We start from the raw sequence: 17838 nt of genomic DNA, 5'->3' as shown, positions 1-17838 counted from the left end.
ATGGAATTGCTGTTCCCCTTTGCCGAGACAACCGAGGCGGTCACCGTGCGCGTCGCGGTCAGCTATTTGCCCGAACAATCGCATCCGGCGCTCGGTCGCTGGTTCTGGGCGTATCATGTTCGCGTCGAGAATCACGGCGAACTGGCGGTGCAACTGATCAGCCGACACTGGCGCATTGTCGATGGCATGGGGCAGGTCAGCGAAGTCGAGGGTGAGGGCGTTGTCGGTGAACAGCCGGTCATCGCGCCGGGCGGATCGTTTGACTATGTATCGGGATGCCCTCTACCCACCGCCGAAGGGTCGATGGTGGGGAGTTATGAGCTGGCGCGGGCCGATGGCAGCGCGCTGATGGTGTCTATCCCGCAATTTCCCCTTATCGCGCCCGCGACCGCGCCATGAAGCGCACTCATTTGCCGCTCAATGCCTTGCGGGTTTTCGATGCCGCCGCACGGCACCTCAGCTTTACACGCGCCGCCGACGAACTGGCGGTCACGCCAGCCGCCGTTGGCCAGCAAATTCGCGCCTTAGAGGATATGCTGGGGGTGGTGCTGTTTCGTCGCACGCCCAAAGGTCTGGAGCTGACCGGAGAGGCCGATGCGGGCCTTGATTCGCTGCGTCATGGTTTTCTGCAATTTGAAGAATCTGTGCGGGCGATGCAGGCGGGACAAAGCTCGCAATCGCTGACCATCGCGGCACCGCGTGACTTCACCGCCAAATGGTTGGCGCCGCAGCTCGCAAAATTCAGCCAGCAGGCGCCCGATGTGCGATTTACACTGGTCTCAGCCGACAGCGGAATCGATTTTACCGAGGCTAACCTCGATCTCGCAATATTCTGGGCCGAAGGTCCTGGCGAGCATGAGGGTGTTGGCTTGGGCGATGCAAAGATGGTGACCGTGACGGGGCCGGGAAGCGGCAGCGACACGCGCATTGCCTGGCCCGGCTGTCCGGTTGCCGAGGGTGAACCGGCGCTGCGTCTTGCCGATGCGGGGCTAGCAATCGACGCCGCCGCCAACGGGCTAGGCTATAGCTGCGTTCCGGCGCTGTTGGCAGAGGCTGACATTGCGGCGGGGCGGGTACGTCAGAAGGATGAGGCTTTCGAGGCCAAGCGCAGCTATTGGCTCGTCGCACCTTTGCCGCAATGGCGGCAGAAAAAGGTGAAGGCCCTCGTGGCTGCTCTGAGCGGCGGTTAGCGGTCGGGAAGCTGTGCTGCGGAACGGCTCACCAACAAGGAAAATCGCGTCAGATCAACAGGCTTGGTCTTGTCGTGCCATTGCGCGATCACGGCATAGCAGCTGTTGTTGGAGCGGCAGAGGATCTGAACCGCCGCGAGGACGCCGGTTTCAGAGCCGCCCTTATAGCCGACATAGGCCCAGCCATCGCGGGCGACCATGCCCGGATTAATCGCCAATATTGCGCGCGCCTCAGGGCTTGCCTCTTTTGCGAGCCATTCCGCCAGCCGCGCCATCATGTCGGCATCGGCAAACCATTCCACAGTGCCGCTGAAAACAGGCTTTTCCGATAGCGTGGAAACATCAACGTTGCCGACGCGCAACTGACTGTTATGCGCTTTCAATAATTCGGTTCGCTCTGTGGTGGAACTCGCTTTCCATTGTGCCGCCAGCTCTGACCCTTTGGGGCTTTTTAACGCCGCCATTTCCACTGTTTTCAGGATGGGTAGCGATGTTTTGGCGTCAATCCATCCGGACTTGACCGCGCGAGCGGCGACGCGGTCGCGACCGAGTGTGTCGATGAGCAGGTCGGCGGCGCTGTTGTCGCTGATCGAGATCATCAGCGCGGCGAGACTATGTAATGTCAGGGGAGATTTGTCGGGCCAGTTCTGGATCGTGCCCGAAGGTATCGACTTGGCATCTAGTGTCACCACGTCGGACCAGTGCCGTGTGCCGGCGCGAACCTCGGCATCAAGTTCGGCCAGCACCCACAGCTTGAAAACCGATCCCAGCGGCAGAACCGGGGTCGTCGACGTCCCGAACAGTTTTTGGGGCGTTTCTGCCCCCAGCCGATAGGCGGCCAAACTCTTTTCGCCCGGCAACGCTGCGAAATCTGTGAGCAACGCCTCCGGCCCGGCTGCGTCTGCCGCAGGTGCAACGGGTTTGAACAGCAATTCGGTTATCAGATGGGGGGCGTTTTTTGCGTGACGCAGTTCAACGCGAAGTTGCCCTTTGGCGAAGCGCAAAATCCCATATCCGACGTCGGTGCCAAGGTCGTGCCATTCGACATACTCTACAGCCGCGCCGAGTTGCCCCACCAATTGGTCGCGCAACGCCCCTATTTTGGCCGGCGGGATGGACTGTAAAAAGGAGGGTGCGAATATCTCTTTGGCACTGGCGCTGCCATTCAGAAAATCGATAACGTGATCGGCTTGCTGGCGGGTGGTCGAGGGCGCGACCTCAGCCGCCGTTTCCTGTGCAATGGCGGATACCGGTATAGCGAGGAGGAACAGGGCCGCCGCAAGGGCGGTGGGTAGCGGGGCAAACAGAGATTTCATTCTTGGTCTCCTTCAAAACGGTTCGCGCTATGATCGAGGCGATCAATCTGACGGCGAAGCATCGCCGCGGCGCGGTGGTTGAGCCACCAGATGCCACCGAACAGCAACGCCGGTATCGCGATGTAATATGTGATGCCAAGCGGATCCAAATGGCCGGTGATTGCGGCCTGTCCGACCATGAACACTATCAAACCGGGCACCAGTGGCCCAAGATACCAGCGGCCAACGCTGGCGAGCATTTGTTCTTCGACGACAAGGCGGGCGCGATAATGGGTGCGTACATCGGCTGTGGCCGTGGTGGATTCTGGGCGTGATGTGCGGCGCGAAAGCTGCCAAACGACAACGGCAATCCCGGCGATCATCATCAGGCTGCCGACTTTCAGCAAGAGACCAGGCAGGATAACCGCATAGATGGCGAACGCCACTGCGACGATCGCCGAGGCAATATATTCGCGTCGGTTACGCCTATGAACCTGCTCGCCAAAGCGTTTGGCACGATGTTTAATCTCATCCAGCGGGAGTGGGGCAGGGGTCGCATCGTCGTCCTGCCACAGGCGAAACAGGCTTTCCTCGTCAAAATTGCGGATCATCGGGCCTCTCCCTCTTTGGCAAAGCGGCGGGTTAGCATGGCTTTGAATCGGTGGACTTTCGTGGCGACGGCATCGGGGGAGACGCCGGTGATTTCGCCGATTTCGGCGGCGGGAACGCCTTCAAGATAGAGCAGCATGATCTGGCGATCGGGCGGATTAAGGCGGTGGATGATGTCCAGCATCAAGGAACGCGCCTGATCGACCTCGATCAGGTCATAGGGTGACGGTTCGTCCGCCGCGATTTCCAGATCTTCGATGCTCGCCCAGTTCCGGCTGCCGTATCGCCGGTGCTGCAGCATATGACTGGTCGCGCGGTTGTGCGCGACACGCCATACCCAAGTGCTCAGCGAACAATGACCCTCGAAAGTGGCGAGGCTGCGCCACAGTGCGACTTGTATATCCTGTTCAAGGTCAGGGCGCAGATTGGCGTCGGCTTCATAGGCGCGGACGATGCGTCCAATCCCGCCGCCAAAGCGTGCCATCGCCTCCGTAAAGGTCGCATCCTGCTCTGCTTCTGTCACTCCGGCCTCCAGTCCCCGTGATGGTCTGGTAGTTTAGTCAGCGCCGCGCTGGCTTTCTGACACAGGGTCGGAAATAAATTTGTCAGGCGTCAATCGCCGCTTCGTCGAGGGTCGCAGCGTTGGCCTGGATGAACTGGAAACGATGTTCGGGATGTTTGCCCATCAACCGGTCGACCAGATCCTTGACCAGATGCCTCTCCTCATATTCCTGGGGCAGGGTGACGCGCAGCATGGATCGCGTTTCCGGGTCCATTGTCGTTTCGCGCAGTTGCCCCGGATTCATTTCGCCAAGCCCTTTGAAACGCCCGACGTCCACTTTCTTGCCCTTGAACAATTTCGCTTCGATTTCAGCGCGGTGCGCGTCATCCCTTGCATAGGCAGAGGTGCTGCCTGAAGTGAGGCGGTATAGGGGTGGCTGGGCCAGATAGACATGACCTCGGCGGACAATGTCGGGCATTTCCTGAAAGAAGAAAGTCATCAGCAGCGTGGCGATATGCGCCCCGTCGACGTCAGCGTCGGTCATGATGACGATTTTTTCGTAGCGTAGGCGATCGGCGTCGCAATCCTTGCGCATCCCGCAGCCTAGTGCGAGCGCCAGATCAGCGATTTCCTGATTGGCGCGGATTTTGTCGGCGCTGGCGCTGGCGACATTCAAGATTTTACCGCGGATCGGAAGGATCGCTTGTGTCTTTCGGTTGCGTGCCTGTTTGGCGCTGCCGCCGGCGCTATCGCCTTCGACGATAAATAATTCCGTACCTTCGGGGCCATTGTTCGCGCAATCTGTAAGCTTGCCGGGCAGCCGCAATTTGCGCCCGCTGGTGGCGGTCTTGCGTTTGACCTCGCGTTCGGCCTTGCGCTTCAGCCGTTCGTCCATGCGTTCGAGCACCAACCCCAATAGCGCGCGCCCGCGATCCATATTGTCCGACAGGAAATGGTCGAAATGGTCGCGAACGGCATTTTCGACCAGACGCGATGCCTCCGGGCTGCTCAAGCGATCCTTGGTCTGGCTTTGGAACTGCGGGTCACGGATAAAGACCGACAGCATCATTTCGCCGCCATTGAACACATCCTCGGCGGTGATTTGCGCAGCCTTTTTCTGACCAATCAGATCGCCAAATCCGCGTAATCCCTTGGTCAGAGCCGCTCTCAACCCCGCTTCATGCGTGCCCCCAGCCGGGGTGGGAATGGTGTTGCAATACCAGCTATAGCTGCCATCGGACCATAATGGCCAGGCAATCGCCCATTCGGCGCGGCCCTGTTCGTCCGGAAACTCCTGACGCCCCACAAAGGGTTCTGCCGTGGCGCATTCGCGGCTGCCAATCTGTTCCTTCAAATGGTCGGCAAGCCCGCCGGGGAATTGAAAGATCGCTTCTGCTGGCGTGTCATCGCCAATCAGATCTGGCGCGCATTTCCAACGGATCTCGACCCCTGCAAACAAATAGGCTTTGGACCGCGCAAGCCGGTAAAGGCGCTGTGGCCGAAAGCGGCCATGCTCGCCGAAAATGGCAGGATCGGGAATGAAAGAGACACTGGTACCGCGCCGGTTGGGTGTTGGTCCCAAATCTTCCAGTCCACCTAGCGGCGCACCACGCCCGAAACGCTGACGAAAAAGCTGCTTGTTGCGCGCAACCTCTATCTCCGTTTCGATGGACAGGGCGTTGACCACGCTGACTCCAACACCGTGCAGACCTCCCGACGTCGCATAGGCTTTGCCTTCAAACTTGCCGCCAGAATGGAGCGTCGTCATAATGACTTCAAGCGCAGACTTGCCGGGAAATTTTGGATGCGGATCAACCGGTATGCCGCGGCCATTGTCGGTCACAGTTAGACGGTTGCCGACATCCAGCGTAATTTCTATCCGATTCGCATGACCGGCGACGGCTTCATCCATGCTGTTGTCGATCACTTCGGCGGCAAGATGGTGCAGCGCGCGCTCGTCGGTGCCACCGATATACATGCCGGGCCGGCGGCGGACGGGCTCCAGCCCCTCCAGCACTTCAATTTGCGAGGCGTTGTAGCTGTCGGTGGCAGCGGTGTTGGCGGTGTCGAACAAATCGTGACTCATGCCCCTGCTATAGAAGGGCAGGAGTCCTGCTTGCAAGGCTCCGATTAGGCTGGTTTGGTCGGCGCAGGAAAGATTGCGAAATTGCCGTTGGCACTTGCGACCAACCGATCATGCTGGAACAGGCGGGCATCGATATTGCCCACGCGCTTGCCGCGATGCAGCACGGTGGCCTCGCAAATCAACAGGCCTTCGCGGACGCCGACATGATAATTCATCTTGAGGTCGATGGTGGCACACCAAAAATCCGCATCGAGCTGACTCGACAGCGCGCCGCCCATTGCGGAATCGGCCAGTGAATAGGCGACGCCGCCATGGGCAACACCCTGCGGGTTGAAATGCGTTTCCGCCTTGATGTCGATCAGCATCCGGCAAAAGCCGTCGTGCCGCTCGTCCATCTTCATCCCGAGCATGTGCGCGAAGTGAAAGTCCTGCGGAAAAGGCTTCACCGAACGCGCGGGCCACCGAAGGGCGGAGGAGGCGGAGGACGGCGTGTGCCACGGGGCAGTTGCGCCTGATAAGCGCGTCCGCAATGCTCAACGCAATAGGGAAAGCCCGGATTTACCGCGACGCCGCAGAAATGGAAATCAGGTTCACCCGGATGGCCCATCGGCCAGCGGCAGATACGGTCATTGAGGTCAAGCAAGCTCGTCTTGTCGGCAATTTCGGGGCTCGGCTTGGCCGGAACCAACCGGCGCGGCGGCGCGGGAGGAATCGGAGCCTGCTGGTCGCCCGGACCCTGCCGGATGAATCCACCGGGGCCAATCGACACAATACGCGGTGTGTCAGGCTTTACGGTCGTTGACGGATCGGCCGGTGTGGCCGGAGCCGAAGGTGTGCCGGTGTTGGTTCTTGCTTCAACCTTGTGCGCCGCAGGTGCCGCCGGACGCGGAGCAGGGGCGGGGGTAGTTGCACGCGGCGCAGGTTTCTGAGCAGGTGTCGCTGCCCGCGGTGCCGCCTTCGCTTTGGCGGGTTTGGCTGCATCGGCGGCTTTGACCGGCGACGGGCGCGATTTCAGGCCCAGGCGGTGCGCCTTGCCAATGACGGCATTGCGGCTGACGCCACCCAGTTCTTCGGCGATCTGGCTGGCAGTCAGCCCTTTTTCCCACATGCCACGCAAGCTATCGATGCGCTCGTCGGTCCAAGACATAAAATATTCCTTATATTTCCGCACAAGAGCAAATATCGGGACCCGGAAAGGTCTGCACAGGCGTTGCTCCGCTTGCGGTAAAGTCGGGGACGCGATAGGCGAGAACGCCATGAACGACCAGCCCCAAATTTCGCGCGTTGCCGCAGGTCTGAATAATGACCCGCAACCTTTTGCCGAACCCGGTGTCCCGCATATCCGTGCCCTGAATGTGCCAGGTATGCAGGCCCTATATGTCAAAGAGGTGAAGCGGTTTTTCAAGGTGCAGTTGCAAACTATCTGGGCTCCGGCGATTACAACGCTGCTTTTTCTGGTCATCTTTACCGTTGCCCTCGGCGGATCGGGGCGCAAAGTGCTCGATGTTCCATTCCCTGATTTCATCGCGCCGGGCCTGATCGTGATGGCGATGCTGCAAAACAGTTTCGCCAACAGCAGCTTTGCTCTGCTTGTTGGCAAGATACAGGGCACAATCGTTGACTATCTGATGCCGCCGCTGGCCGTGGGGGAATTGATTATTGCGCTGATTGGCGCCGCAGTTACGCGCGCGATCCTTGTCGGGATGGCTCTGTGGTTTGCTATGCTGTTGTGGCCCGGCGTGCATGTGATCCCGCAACATATGTGGGCGGTGGTGCTATTCGGTTTGCTGGGCGCTTCGATGTTGGCGTTCATGGGTCTGATCACGTCGATCTGGGCCGAAAAATTTGACCATGCCGCCGCTGTTACCAATTTCGTCGTCGCTCCGCTGGCCCTGCTCTCGGGCACCTTTTACTCGGTCGACCGCCTCTCTCCCCTGTTTCAGACGATCAGCCATGCCAATCCCTTTTATTATGTCATCATGGGATTTCGCTATGGTTTCATTGGCGCTGTGGATTCGAGCATTGCATACCCGGTCGCGACAGCAACCCTGTTCTTGTTGGGTGTGATTATCCTGTTGGCGGCGGCTACATACCGGCTCTTGCTGTCCGGCTGGAAACTGAAAGCCTGACCCTTAGCGATTAGTGCCGCTGGTTCGGGCGCAAACGATACCGACCGCGCTCCATCCCGTCGAACATATGGTCGATTTGCGGGTGATCGATTGGTCCCCCGTTATTATCCGCAACCAGATTCTGCTGGCTGACATAGGCAATATAGGTCGAATCCTCATTCTCTGCGAGCAGGTGGTAAAAGGGCTGCTGCTTTGCGGGACGCATGGATTCGGGGATGGATTCATACCATTCATCGCTGTTCGCAAAGACGGGATCGATGTCGAACACCACGCCGCGAAAATCGAACATCCGGTGCCGGACAATGTCGCCGGGGGCAAAATTGGCCCGCACGATGATTGGCGCAGCGATGACCCCATTCTTGGCCATCAAGGGCAACGAATCTTGATTATGTGTCATGATGTCAATCTATGCCCATTTGCCACTTATTCAAGGTCTATGACCAAATGGTGCCCAAGCCTACCAGATATAGGGGGTGGAGGTGAGTGAGGGATTCGAACCCTCGGTACCGTTGCCGGCACTTCGCATTTCGAGTGCGACGCTTTCGACCACTCAGCCAACTCACCATGGGTCGGGGGGCGCATGTAACGATGCACTCTCGACCATGCAACACCGATTATCACATTATGTGGCCCCGCCATCATCCACCGGTCCTACGACCACAGCCGGACGGCAGTTTATCGTGGCTATGATGCTGGTTGCGGGGCCAAATGGTTGCTAGACGACAGGAGCAATTGGCGCATCGCGAATGAAGGAGACCATGGTTTTGTCATTGGCTGGTGTACGGGTTCTCGATTTCGGACGCTATATAGCGGGGCCATATTGTGCCGCACTGCTCGCCGACTATGGTGCCGACGTCATTCGGATTGAACAGCCCGGGGGCAATGATGACCGGTTTACCGTTCCCGTAGCCGAAGATGGTTCGGGCGCGATGTTCCTGCAGATGAACCGCAACAAACGCTGCCTCAGCCTGAAGCCCGGCAGCGAGGAGGGGCGCGAGATTGTCCGGCGTTTGGTCTGCACAGCCGATATTGTGGTCGCAAACCTGCCTGACGAAGCCTTGAAGAAACTAGGCCTCGACTATCCAACCCTGTCTGCGCTCAACCCCCGGGTCATCCTGGCCACCGCATCGGCCTATGGCAGCGAAGGTCCGCTTGCGCGCCATGTCGGGTTCGATGGCGTCGGCCAGGCGATGTCGGGGACCGTGCATCTGGCCGGCACGGTCGATCAACCCTATCGGGCGGCGGTCAACTATGTCGATTTTGGAACCGCGCTACATTGTGCCTTTGGTGTCATGATGGCGCTGCGCGAACGCGAAGCAACGGGGAGGGGGCAATGTGTATCGGGATCGCTGCTGGGTACCGCCCTCGCCATGTCGAATGCGCTGACCATCGATCATGCACTCAACGGTATTGATCGTCCGCCCATCGGCAACCGTGGTTTTGGGTCGGGACCAACGGATTTATTCCGCACCCGCGATGGCTGGATCATGGTGCAGGTTGTGGGAAACCCGATTTTTGCGCGTTGGACCAATCTGGTGGGTGCGCCCCAGCTTGTCGACGATCCACGCTTTGGCAGTGACATGGCGCGTGGAGACAATGGCGCAATATTGAGCGAGATCATGCAGGTCTGGTGTGCAGAGCGGACAGTCGAGCAAGCCATCACGCAATTAGGTGAGGCGCGCGTCCCCGCGGGTCCTGTTTTGCGCTCTGCCGAGGCGCTGGCGCATCCTCAAGTTGCAGCCTCCGAACTGGTCGAGCCCATGGCTTATCCCGGGACCAGCAAGGATGCGCCGGTGATACGTGCGCCGTTGCGCATGTCATCGACCGCCAAGTCCCCACCGGAACGCGCGCCCACGGTCGGCGAGCATAGCGACGAGATTTTGGCTGAAATTGGCTATGACGCCGCCGCTATCATGGCTTTGCGGGCGGATAGTATAATTTGATACCGTCACGATGGACGGCGTAACCGCGGCCCGTTAGGTTGCGAACAACCACTGAATCACCGTAACCGGAGAATCTTTATGACCGATCAGACCGACTATGTTCCGCCCAAGATCTGGAAATGGGACAAGGAAAGCGGCGGTCGCTTTGCCAATATCAACCGCCCGATAGCTGGCGCGACTCATGAGAAGGATTTGCCGGTCGGCAAACATCCGCTCCAGCTCTATTCACTGGCAACGCCCAATGGGGTGAAAGTCACGGTGATGCTGGAAGAATTGCTGGCGCTTGGCCATAGCGGCGCCGAATATGACGCCTGGCTGATCAAAATCAGCGATGGCGACCAATTCGGCAGCGGTTTTGTCGCGGCCAATCCCAACAGCAAGATACCGGCGCTGATGGACCATAGCGGTGCCAAGCCGGTACGGGTGTTCGAATCGGGGTCGATCCTGATCTATCTAGCCGAAAAATTTGGTGAGTTCTTGCCGTCCGAACCCGCCAAGCGGGCCGAGTGCCTGTCCTGGCTGATGTGGCAGATGGGTAGTGCACCCTATCTTGGCGGCGGATTCGGTCATTTCTATGCCTATGCGCCGTTCAAGATTGAATATGCGATCGACCGTTTTGCGATGGAAGTGAAGCGCCAGATGGATGTTCTCGACCGGCGGCTTGGCGAGAGCGAATATCTGGGCGGAGACGAATATACCATCGCCGACATGGCGGTTTGGCCCTGGTACGGCTCGATGGCCAAGGGTTTGCTGTATGAAGGCGGCGAGTTTCTGCAGGTTCAGGACTATAAGAATGTCCAGCGCTGGACCGACCAGATTGCGGCGCGACCGGCAGTGCAGCGCGGCCGCATGGTCAATCGCCCCTTTGGCGAGCCATCCAGCCAGTTGCACGAGCGGCATGATGCCAGCGACTTTGAAACCAAGACGCAGGACAAGCTGGAAGAATCGGCATGACGCAATAGCCAAGCGCGCGTCAGCCCTTCCTGAAAATCTGTATAATGTGAATTTTTACGCGGACGCCCGGTAATAATATCGGGCGTCCGTTTGTGCGATCCTTCGCATATTGGACAGTATATAGCTGATTCTAAGCTATTTTCTGTCAATAAAGCGATCTGGCGGACCGCTGTGTAATATATGTATTTTCTGTAATTTCATCCGTTGAGGGGGAGGCGAGGGAATTTACCTCGCCGTCTGACACTGAACGGATGACACATAGCCTTTCACTCCTATCGACAGTCCGACGTTGCATCCGTTCGCTGCGCAGCGATTGTCGTGGTACGCCGATCATCGAAATGGCGCTTTTGCTGCCGCTGCTGCTCACGCTGATGATGGGCATATTGGTCTATGGACAATATTTTCTGATCGCACACAGCGTACAGCAGGCCGTCAACAATGGTGGCCGCGCGGCACTCGTCGGTCTGGACGCGGGCGAACGTCAGACAATTGCCCTTCGCACCATAGACCAAAGCCTTGCCAAGCTGGGCAATTTTTCTGGAGAAAGGCGTCAAATTTCGGTCGAGGAGAAGGGGCAGGAGATGACCGTTCACCTGGCCTATACGCTGCCCGAAGACAGTTTCTTGCGCACCTCTTTGGTTCCGGTCCCCAGCAATGTCATTCGCGCCGATGCGACGTTCGAATTGCAGGAGGAGTGATGATGATGTTGCGAAACATGCTGGCCAGACTGGCGACTGACAGTAGCGGCAATATAACGATCCTGACGGGCCTTGGCATGACGATGATGATTGGCGCGGCGGCGCTGGCGGTCGATGTCGGCTCGGTCTCGCTCGATCATCGCAAGCTGCAAGGGATCGCCGACGCTGCGGCGTTGGCTGCAGCCGCTAAGCCCGGCGAGGAACGCAAGGCGGCGCTGCATATCATCGCGGCCAATTGTGATTGCGGGATCTGGATCGACGCACTGACGACCGGCAGCTATTTGCGCGACCGCGCTATCGACCCTGATGACCGTTTCAAACCGGGCACTAAGGCTGTCGATGCTGTCCGCGTCGTCATCAAACGCCGCCACCCTTTGTACTTCGGACGCTTTCTAACAGGGCGTAAGGATAGCGAAATTTCCGCATCGGCGATTGGCGCACGGCAAGGTTATGCTGCTTTCTCGCTGGGGTCGCGGGTTGCTGCGGTCAACGGAGGCGTCGCCAATGCCCTGTTGTCCGGGTTGACAGGCAGCGAGCTCAACCTGACCGCTATCGACTATAATAGTCTGGCGAGTGCCAATGTCGATCTGCTCGCCTTTTCCGACGCGTTGCGTACTAATATCGACGCTGAAATCTTGACCTATGGCCAGACGCTCGACAGCAAGGTGACATTGCGTCAGGCGCTGTCTGCGCTGGCGGCGAGCAGTTCTGGTCCCGAAGCGCGTGTGCTGGAGAAAATCGCCGCCCGTGCCCCCGATAGCCCGATCATTCCAGCGCAGGTGATCGATCTGGGACCACGTTCCAACAATATCAGCGTCAATGCCGCAGACGCGGTGCAGGTCAATGTGCTGACGTTATTGCGGGCAATGTTGGTTCTGGGCAATGAGGATCATCTCATCGATCTGGGCCTGACCAGCGAGCTTCCCAGCGGATCGTCGGTAAAGCTGTGGCTGGCGGTGGGCAGCCCGATGGTCCATTCGCCGCTGATCGCCATTTCAAACGACCAAAAGGTCATTTTGAGATCGTCGCAGGTCCGGCTGTATTTTGACACCAAATTGAACAGTCCGCTTGCTCAGGTGGAGCTTCCTATTGTCGTCGAAATGGGCTCCGCAGCGGCGAAGATTACTGCTATCAATTGCAGCGCCAATGATGACGACAAGGCGGTGACTTTGGGTGTCACCACATCGCCCGCAACGCTAGGCATTGGTTCGGTGAACCTTGCCGATTTTCAGGATGTGAGTCGGCCTCTGGAATTGTCGCCAGCCCAGCTGGTCACGCTGCCGCTGGTCAAGATTACCGGCGAATCCGAAATTACTTTGTCCGATATGAATGAAAAGCCGGTGGGTTTTAGCAAGCGGGAGATTGCCGATCTCGAGCTCAAAACCGTTTCGAGCACAGGCGTCGTTCAGGGCGTTGTGACGTCGCTGTTGGACCGGCTTTCTCTCTCGGTAAAGGTGGCCGGTCTGGGTATTGGCGTGCCGTCGGGCGCGTTGAAATCCGGGGCAACCGATGCGATTGCAAACGCGGCACCGGTTCTCGACAAGATTATCGATCAGGCGATGGATACGCTGGGCGTCCATATCGGACAGGCCGATACGCGCATTGATGCCCTGCGGTGCGGTAAATCCTTTCTCGCGGGCTAGTCATGCCGACCTCTCACCCCGACCATCCGTATTTTCCGTGCGCTTTGGAAAGAGGGGGTTAGGGCTGCATAGCGACAAGGCTCCCTTGCAACAAACAGGGGATCGCCATGGTGTCGCCTTCGACCGACCAGCGGGTTTCATCTGCAGACTTCATCCGGCGCTTTGCCAATTGGCGGGCGCATTCGGTGCGAAAGCCGGTTGTCGTAACCCATCATGGCAGGGACGCGCATGTCTTGTTGTCACACGATGACTATCAGCGCCTATTCGATCGGCGCAATGCAAAAGCCAAAGCAGCGATGGATCAATCGTTAGCAAAGCTGGTCGATCATTTACGCGATGGCGTCATCATCATCGACGCCGAGCTTCGGGTCCGGTCGATCAACAGGGCAGCCTGCGACATCGTGGATTGCGGTGCGGACGGTGTCATCGGGACGCGGCTCACCACACTCTTTCCTAGCGTGGAGCAGGGCCATCTTCATGGTCACATCACCCGGATGCTGAAATTCAAAGAAAGCTATGCGGGCGAAAGCCGCTTGTTCGTGGACGCAGGGCAGGGCTTCCACGTGCAACTGGTCCCTGTGCGCGCCGGTGGGGCAATTATCTTACGCAACATTAGCGAAGAGATGGCCGATTTTGAGCGCGTGCAGGTACGTCGTGCCATTTTGCGCGGGATCGAGACGTGCGGCGGCATAGGATATGCGCGCCTGTCTGCTCGCGGCGTTATTGCCTCCGTCGATGCGGTGCTGGTGGAGGCGTTAGGCCTTGGCGAGGAGGCTATGCGGCGGGTGCGTTTTTCGGCGTTGCTTCCTATCGACAGGCGTCAGGCTTTTGGCGAAGCCCTTGAAACAGCAATGGACGGCGGTGAACCTGCTGTGCTGACATCGTCGCTCGTCGATGGATACGGTACCGTGATTCCGGTCAGACTATCGATTGTTGAACTTCGTGGCCCTTTCGCTTGCGAGGGCGCGATGGTCGTGGTGTCATTCTCCAACGCATCGCCCTAGCGACGTCTGTCTATAGAGCTTTGCTCTGCCGAATGTCGTCACTTTTTACAGGCATTGAGAAGATCATTCCATCCTCCCCGACGATAATCGGCCCCGAATAATGTTCGGCGGCATCGCCCAAAAAGGCGGGATAGAAATAGGATGAGGGCAGGGGCGGCACGATATGACTCAGCACCAGCTCGCGCACCCCGGCTTCGCGCGCGGCATCGGCCGCTTGCTCGGGGCTGCTGTGGTAGTTTTGGATATCGCGCATGATCTGAGCGGTCTTGGGGATGTGTTTGGCGTCTAGTGTTTTCGCGAGAATATCGACGAGACGCGGTTGTAACGCCTCATGCACCAGCAAGTCGGCCCCTTTGGCCACCGCGACCAGATTGGGTGAGGGCGCCGTATCACCGCTGAGGACGACCGAACGGCCTTTATAGTCGAAACGATATCCGACCGCAGGCTTCACCGGGTCATGATTGACGCGGAAGGTGGAGATTTTGAGTCCGCCGCTTTGCAATATAATTTCTGATTTGCCGACGCCCTCTGGTGGCATTGTGAACGGATATGCGACGGCACCCGCACCGGTCGGCGGCACAATATCGGGACCATGGTGCGCGACGCGATAGCTATAATCAGCGGTGTAGGCCGTATCAAAGCCAGCGATTACGGAATCGACCCCTGGCGGGCCATAAACGGGCAGCGGGCGGGTGTTCGCGTTGCCGGTCCAGCGCAGCAACATCATTGGCCCCATGCCGTCGATATGGTCGGAGTGGAAGTGGGTGAGAAGCAGTGCCTTTATTCGCCCGTTCGGTATGCCCATCCGGGCGATGTTACGCGCCCCGCCTTCGCCCGCATCAACGACATAGATTTGCTGACCCGCGATGACGACAGTGCAGGGGCCTGCACGGTCAGGATTAGGTAACGGCGACCCAGTGCCGCATAGCGCGACATGCAATCCATCGGGCAGGGAGGAGACAATATCGCGCCCGACATTTTTCTCGACTCCGCGCTTGAACAGCCAAGTTCCAATTTCGGGCTGAAAGAGTTTTGCCGTGAACGAGCAGACTAGAAACAACAGCCCGACACCAATGACCCAACGCCGCTTGTTCCGAAACATCTGATCGCCTCCACACCTGTTGGGGATAAGCTGAATCATTCAGGCTCGACAAGTGGGCTTCGATATTCCAGTCTTCGGCAAAGGCGCACAGGCCCTGCGGCCACCCCGCTAACTTCCGTTTACGTAAACGTGAGAAGCCGCTATAGACTGGCCTTAAGTTGACGGAGATTCGTAATGGACATGGAATTCAGCCCCGAGGATCTGGCCTTTCAAAAGGAAGTCCGCACCTTCATCGCCGAAAATTATCCCGCAGATTTGCGCGCCAAGCAGGACGCCGGGGAAGAACTGGGCAAAGAAGACTTCCTGGCCTGGCATAAAATCCTGTTCAAAAAGGGCTGGGTGGCTCCCGCATGGCCGGTTGAATATGGCGGAACGGGCTGGACCCCGACGCAGCGTTTTATCTGGTCCGAAGAAAGCGCAAGTGCTGATTGCATCCGCTTGCTGCCCTTTGGTCTGGCGATGGTCGGACCCGTCATTTACACATTTGGCACGCCCGAACAGAAAGCCCGTTTCCTGCCGCGTATCCTGTCGGGAGAGGATTGGTGGTGTCAGGGCTATTCGGAGCCCGGCGCGGGGTCGGATTTGGCGAGCCTTCGTACCGCCGCTGTTCTTGATGGTGACGAATATGTCGTCAACGGCCAGAAAACATGGACGACGATGGCACAGCACGCGGATTGGGGCTTCTTCCTCGTCCGCACCGACAAGGATGTGAAGCCGCAAGAGGGCATTTCCTTCCTGCTTATCGACATGAAATCACCCGGCATCACGGTGCGCCCGATCATCACATTGGGCGGCGAGCATGAGGTCAATGAGGTGTGGCTGGAGGATGTTCGCGTTCCCGTCGTTCAGCGCGTCTATGAAGAGAATAAGGGCTGGACCTGCGCCAAATTCCTGCTCGCGCACGAACGCACCGGCATTGCAGGCGTCGCATCATCGAAGCGCGGGATCGAGAAGGTCAAGGAAATCGCCCGAACCGAGATGGACGGCGACAAGCCCTTGCTGGCCAATGCGTTTTTCAAACGCAAAGTGGCCGAGTTGGAGATTGACCTGACCGCGCTGGAGTTCACCGAATTGCGCAGTCTTGCCGGTGCCAATGCGGGGAAGGGGCCGGGACCGGAATCGAGCTTGCTCAAGATCAAAGGGTCGGAAATTCAGCAGCGGTTGACCGAACTGACGCTGGAAGCGGTCGGCCATTATGGCGCGCCCTATTTCCGTGGCTTTGGCGAGGGCGACAACGAGCATCCGATCGGGCCTGATTATGCCCATCGTGCGGCCCCGACTTATTTCAATGCGCGCAAGACGACCATTTATGGCGGGTCGAACGAGATTCAGCGCAATATCATCGCCAAGATGGTGCTGGGGCTCTGATCGATTCTTCCGCGTTTTCCTATATTCCTCATGCTCCGCAAGCCGGAGGATGAGCAGCCACTTGTGAGAGACTGACATGGACTTCACCTATACCGAAACGCAGGACATGGTCCGCGATACGCTCGCCCGCTTCCTTGCCGACACCTATGATTTCGACAAACGCCAAGCGATGGCCAACAGCGATAGCGGTCGTGACCCCGCGATCTGGCTGGCTCTGGCGACCGAACTGGGGATGCTAGGCGCCCCCTTTGCCGAAGATCATGGTGGCCTCGGTGGCGGCGCTTTGGAGAATGCCCTCGTCATGGAAGAAATGGGCAAAGTTCTGTCGTTCGAACCCTACCTGCCCACCGTCGTTATCGGTGGAGGCGCGCTCAAGGCCGTCGGCGGGGCGCAGGCCGACGCCATCATTCCCGAAATCATCGCCGGTAATGTCATCATCGCCTTTGCCTATGCCGAGCCGCAGGGTCGTTATGACCTCGCCAATGTGCGCACGACGGCAAAGAAGGATGGTAGCGGCTATGTGCTCAACGGGCACAAAGGCGTGGTTTATGCCGCGCCTTGGGCGACGCATCTACTGGTGACGGCTCGCACTGGCGGGTCAGGGCGCGAGCGCGATGGTCTGTCGCTGTTCCTGATCGATGCCAATCTACCCGGCATCGTGCGTCGCGATTATCCGACCGTCGACGGCTCGCGCGCCTCCGAGATTTATTTTGAGAATGTCAGCATCCCGGGCGAAGCTTTGCTTGGCAACGAAGGCGGCGGCCTGCCTCTGATCGAACAGATTGTTGACGAAGCCACCGTGGCAACCTGCGCCGAGGCAACCGGCGTTATGCAAAAATTGCACGAAGGCACGCTGGAATATTCGCAGCAACGCAAACAATTCGGCCAACCCATTTCGCGCTTTCAGGTAATGCAACACCGGATGGTGGACATGTTCATGGAGGTCGAGCAGGCGCGGTCGATGACCATCATGGCCACGATGAAGCTTGATCTGCCCGCCGACGAGCGCAAGGCCGCCGTTTCGGCCTGTATGAACAAGGTTAGCCGTGGAGCGCGCTTTGTCGGCCAGAATGCGATCCAGACGCATGGCGGCATCGGCATTACTCAGGAACTGGCCATCGGCCATTATTTCAAGCGCGCGACGATGATCGAAAGCCAGTTCGGCAGCGCCGACTGGCACATGCAACGCTATGAAGAAATGGCACTGGCGGACTGATGGGCCAAGGCAGGGGTGGCGGACAGGGTGGTTTCAAGAACTAACCCCATGTAATTGATATATTATTTCAAATATTTGTCTGCAAAATTCGGTCCCACA

General features: G+C 58.4%; 18 protein-coding genes and 1 tRNA gene. 10 read left to right on the top strand and 9 right to left on the bottom strand.

Going from position 1 to position 17838, the window contains the following annotated elements:
• On the top strand, positions 1 to 399 hold the full coding sequence (gene apaG, locus ACR3XE_RS09460) for a Co2+/Mg2+ efflux protein ApaG (protein ID WP_473700313.1): 399 nt from the start codon (positions 1 to 3) through the stop codon (positions 397 to 399).
• Entirely contained in the window at positions 396 to 1190 is a 795-nt protein-coding gene (locus ACR3XE_RS09455; protein WP_486185677.1) for a LysR family transcriptional regulator, read from the top strand. The genes apaG and ACR3XE_RS09455 overlap by 4 nt, the downstream gene beginning before the upstream one ends.
• Here ACR3XE_RS09455 and ACR3XE_RS09450 read toward each other — a convergent pair.
• The 6 genes from ACR3XE_RS09450 to ACR3XE_RS09425 form a co-directional block, all read right to left on the bottom strand.
• Positions 1187 to 2506: a serine hydrolase gene (locus ACR3XE_RS09450; protein ID WP_473697895.1), complete on the bottom strand. Its 1320-nt coding sequence runs from the start codon at positions 2504 to 2506 to the stop codon at positions 1187 to 1189. The two genes, ACR3XE_RS09455 and ACR3XE_RS09450, sit on opposite strands and share 4 nt — an antisense overlap.
• Positions 2503 to 3096, bottom strand: a complete 594-nt coding sequence (locus tag ACR3XE_RS09445; protein WP_473697896.1) for a hypothetical protein — start codon at positions 3094 to 3096, stop codon at positions 2503 to 2505. The genes ACR3XE_RS09450 and ACR3XE_RS09445 overlap by 4 nt, the downstream gene beginning before the upstream one ends.
• Positions 3093 to 3617: an RNA polymerase sigma factor gene (locus tag ACR3XE_RS09440; protein ID WP_473697897.1), complete on the bottom strand. Its 525-nt coding sequence runs from the start codon at positions 3615 to 3617 to the stop codon at positions 3093 to 3095. The genes ACR3XE_RS09445 and ACR3XE_RS09440 overlap by 4 nt, the downstream gene beginning before the upstream one ends.
• Positions 3618 to 3699: 82 nt before the next feature.
• Entirely contained in the window at positions 3700 to 5682 is a 1983-nt protein-coding gene (gene parE / locus ACR3XE_RS09435) for a DNA topoisomerase IV subunit B (protein WP_486185676.1), read from the bottom strand.
• 44 nt (positions 5683 to 5726) lie between these two features.
• Positions 5727 to 6092: a PaaI family thioesterase gene (locus tag ACR3XE_RS09430; RefSeq protein WP_473697899.1), complete on the bottom strand. Its 366-nt coding sequence runs from the start codon at positions 6090 to 6092 to the stop codon at positions 5727 to 5729.
• Positions 6093 to 6124: 32 nt separating this feature from the next.
• Positions 6125 to 6829, bottom strand: coding sequence for a GcrA family cell cycle regulator (locus tag ACR3XE_RS09425; RefSeq protein ID WP_473697900.1), 705 nt, complete (start codon positions 6827 to 6829; stop codon positions 6125 to 6127).
• Positions 6830 to 6938: 109 nt separating this feature from the next.
• Between ACR3XE_RS09425 and ACR3XE_RS09420 the strand changes: the two genes are divergently transcribed.
• On the top strand, positions 6939 to 7811 hold the full coding sequence (locus ACR3XE_RS09420) for an ABC transporter permease (protein ID WP_486185675.1): 873 nt from the start codon (positions 6939 to 6941) through the stop codon (positions 7809 to 7811).
• 10 nt (positions 7812 to 7821) lie between these two features.
• On the opposite strand, the gene hspQ is transcribed toward ACR3XE_RS09420, so the two are convergent.
• Positions 7822 to 8208, bottom strand: a complete 387-nt coding sequence (gene hspQ / locus ACR3XE_RS09415) for a heat shock protein HspQ (RefSeq protein ID WP_473697901.1) — start codon at positions 8206 to 8208, stop codon at positions 7822 to 7824.
• A 77-nt stretch (positions 8209 to 8285) separates the two neighbouring features.
• Positions 8286 to 8375: transfer RNA gene (locus tag ACR3XE_RS09410), tRNA-Ser, on the bottom strand.
• A 194-nt stretch (positions 8376 to 8569) separates the two neighbouring features.
• Between ACR3XE_RS09410 and ACR3XE_RS09405 the strand changes: the two genes are divergently transcribed.
• The 5 genes from ACR3XE_RS09405 to ACR3XE_RS09385 all read left to right on the top strand — a co-directional run bounded on the left by ACR3XE_RS09405 (position 8570) and on the right by ACR3XE_RS09385 (position 14053).
• Positions 8570 to 9754, top strand: a complete 1185-nt coding sequence (locus ACR3XE_RS09405; protein WP_473697902.1) for a CaiB/BaiF CoA transferase family protein — start codon at positions 8570 to 8572, stop codon at positions 9752 to 9754.
• Between the two features lie 78 nt (positions 9755 to 9832).
• Positions 9833 to 10708, top strand: a complete 876-nt coding sequence (yghU, locus tag ACR3XE_RS09400; protein ID WP_473697903.1) for a glutathione-dependent disulfide-bond oxidoreductase — start codon at positions 9833 to 9835, stop codon at positions 10706 to 10708.
• A gap of 251 nt (positions 10709 to 10959) precedes the next feature.
• Positions 10960 to 11406 (top strand): TadE/TadG family type IV pilus assembly protein, encoded by a 447-nt coding sequence (locus tag ACR3XE_RS09395; RefSeq protein WP_473697904.1) that lies wholly within the window; start codon positions 10960 to 10962, stop codon positions 11404 to 11406.
• The gene (locus ACR3XE_RS09390; RefSeq protein WP_473697905.1) at positions 11406 to 13049 is read left to right on the top strand and encodes a pilus assembly protein TadG-related protein; all 1644 of its coding nucleotides are present in this window, start codon (positions 11406 to 11408) and stop codon (positions 13047 to 13049) included. The genes ACR3XE_RS09395 and ACR3XE_RS09390 overlap by 1 nt, the downstream gene beginning before the upstream one ends.
• 107 nt (positions 13050 to 13156) lie before the next feature.
• Positions 13157 to 14053, top strand: a complete 897-nt coding sequence (locus tag ACR3XE_RS09385) for a PAS domain-containing protein (protein ID WP_473697906.1) — start codon at positions 13157 to 13159, stop codon at positions 14051 to 14053.
• A 10-nt stretch (positions 14054 to 14063) separates the two neighbouring features.
• Here the strand turns inward: ACR3XE_RS09385 and ACR3XE_RS09380 are convergent, their stop codons facing one another.
• On the bottom strand, positions 14064 to 15155 hold the full coding sequence (locus ACR3XE_RS09380) for an MBL fold metallo-hydrolase (protein ID WP_473697907.1): 1092 nt from the start codon (positions 15153 to 15155) through the stop codon (positions 14064 to 14066).
• 174 nt (positions 15156 to 15329) lie between these two features.
• On the opposite strand from ACR3XE_RS09380, the gene ACR3XE_RS09375 reads away from it, so the two are divergent.
• Positions 15330 to 16523, top strand: a complete 1194-nt coding sequence (locus tag ACR3XE_RS09375; RefSeq protein WP_473697909.1) for an acyl-CoA dehydrogenase family protein — start codon at positions 15330 to 15332, stop codon at positions 16521 to 16523.
• 76 nt (positions 16524 to 16599) lie between these two features.
• On the top strand, positions 16600 to 17739 hold the full coding sequence (locus ACR3XE_RS09370; RefSeq protein WP_473697910.1) for an acyl-CoA dehydrogenase family protein: 1140 nt from the start codon (positions 16600 to 16602) through the stop codon (positions 17737 to 17739).
• The last annotated feature ends 99 nt before the right edge of the window (positions 17740 to 17838 follow it).

The organism is Sphingopyxis sp. 10G20-10 (genome assembly GCF_057365075.1).
The sequence above is the reverse complement of the archived record's forward strand: the minus strand, read 5'-3'. Positions and strand labels throughout refer to the sequence as shown.

Excerpts from the sequence above, each read along its gene's own strand:
- ACR3XE_RS09455 (WP_486185677.1), top strand. The coding sequence starts at position 396 with ATGAAGCGCACTCATTTGCCGCTCAATGCCTTGCGGGTTTTCGATGCC.
- apaG (WP_473700313.1), top strand. The coding sequence starts at position 1 with ATGGAATTGCTGTTCCCCTTTGCCGAGACAACCGAGGCGGTCACCGTG.
- ACR3XE_RS09445 (WP_473697896.1), bottom strand. The coding sequence starts at position 3,096 with ATGATCCGCAATTTTGACGAGGAAAGCCTGTTTCGCCTGTGGCAGGAC.
- ACR3XE_RS09450 (WP_473697895.1), bottom strand. The coding sequence starts at position 2,506 with ATGAAATCTCTGTTTGCCCCGCTACCCACCGCCCTTGCGGCGGCCCTG.
- parE (WP_486185676.1), bottom strand. The coding sequence starts at position 5,682 with ATGAGTCACGATTTGTTCGACACCGCCAACACCGCTGCCACCGACAGC.
- ACR3XE_RS09405 (WP_473697902.1), top strand. The coding sequence starts at position 8,570 with ATGGTTTTGTCATTGGCTGGTGTACGGGTTCTCGATTTCGGACGCTAT.
- ACR3XE_RS09380 (WP_473697907.1), bottom strand. The coding sequence starts at position 15,155 with ATGTTTCGGAACAAGCGGCGTTGGGTCATTGGTGTCGGGCTGTTGTTT.
- ACR3XE_RS09375 (WP_473697909.1), top strand. The coding sequence starts at position 15,330 with ATGGACATGGAATTCAGCCCCGAGGATCTGGCCTTTCAAAAGGAAGTC.
- ACR3XE_RS09370 (WP_473697910.1), top strand. The coding sequence starts at position 16,600 with ATGGACTTCACCTATACCGAAACGCAGGACATGGTCCGCGATACGCTC.
- ACR3XE_RS09420 (WP_486185675.1), top strand. The coding sequence starts at position 6,939 with ATGAACGACCAGCCCCAAATTTCGCGCGTTGCCGCAGGTCTGAATAAT.
- ACR3XE_RS09425 (WP_473697900.1), bottom strand. The coding sequence starts at position 6,829 with ATGTCTTGGACCGACGAGCGCATCGATAGCTTGCGTGGCATGTGGGAA.
- ACR3XE_RS09390 (WP_473697905.1), top strand. The coding sequence starts at position 11,406 with ATGATGATGTTGCGAAACATGCTGGCCAGACTGGCGACTGACAGTAGC.
- yghU (WP_473697903.1), top strand. The coding sequence starts at position 9,833 with ATGACCGATCAGACCGACTATGTTCCGCCCAAGATCTGGAAATGGGAC.
- ACR3XE_RS09385 (WP_473697906.1), top strand. The coding sequence starts at position 13,157 with ATGGTGTCGCCTTCGACCGACCAGCGGGTTTCATCTGCAGACTTCATC.
- hspQ (WP_473697901.1), bottom strand. The coding sequence starts at position 8,208 with ATGACACATAATCAAGATTCGTTGCCCTTGATGGCCAAGAATGGGGTC.
- ACR3XE_RS09430 (WP_473697899.1), bottom strand. The coding sequence starts at position 6,092 with ATGCTCGGGATGAAGATGGACGAGCGGCACGACGGCTTTTGCCGGATG.
- ACR3XE_RS09395 (WP_473697904.1), top strand. The coding sequence starts at position 10,960 with ATGACACATAGCCTTTCACTCCTATCGACAGTCCGACGTTGCATCCGT.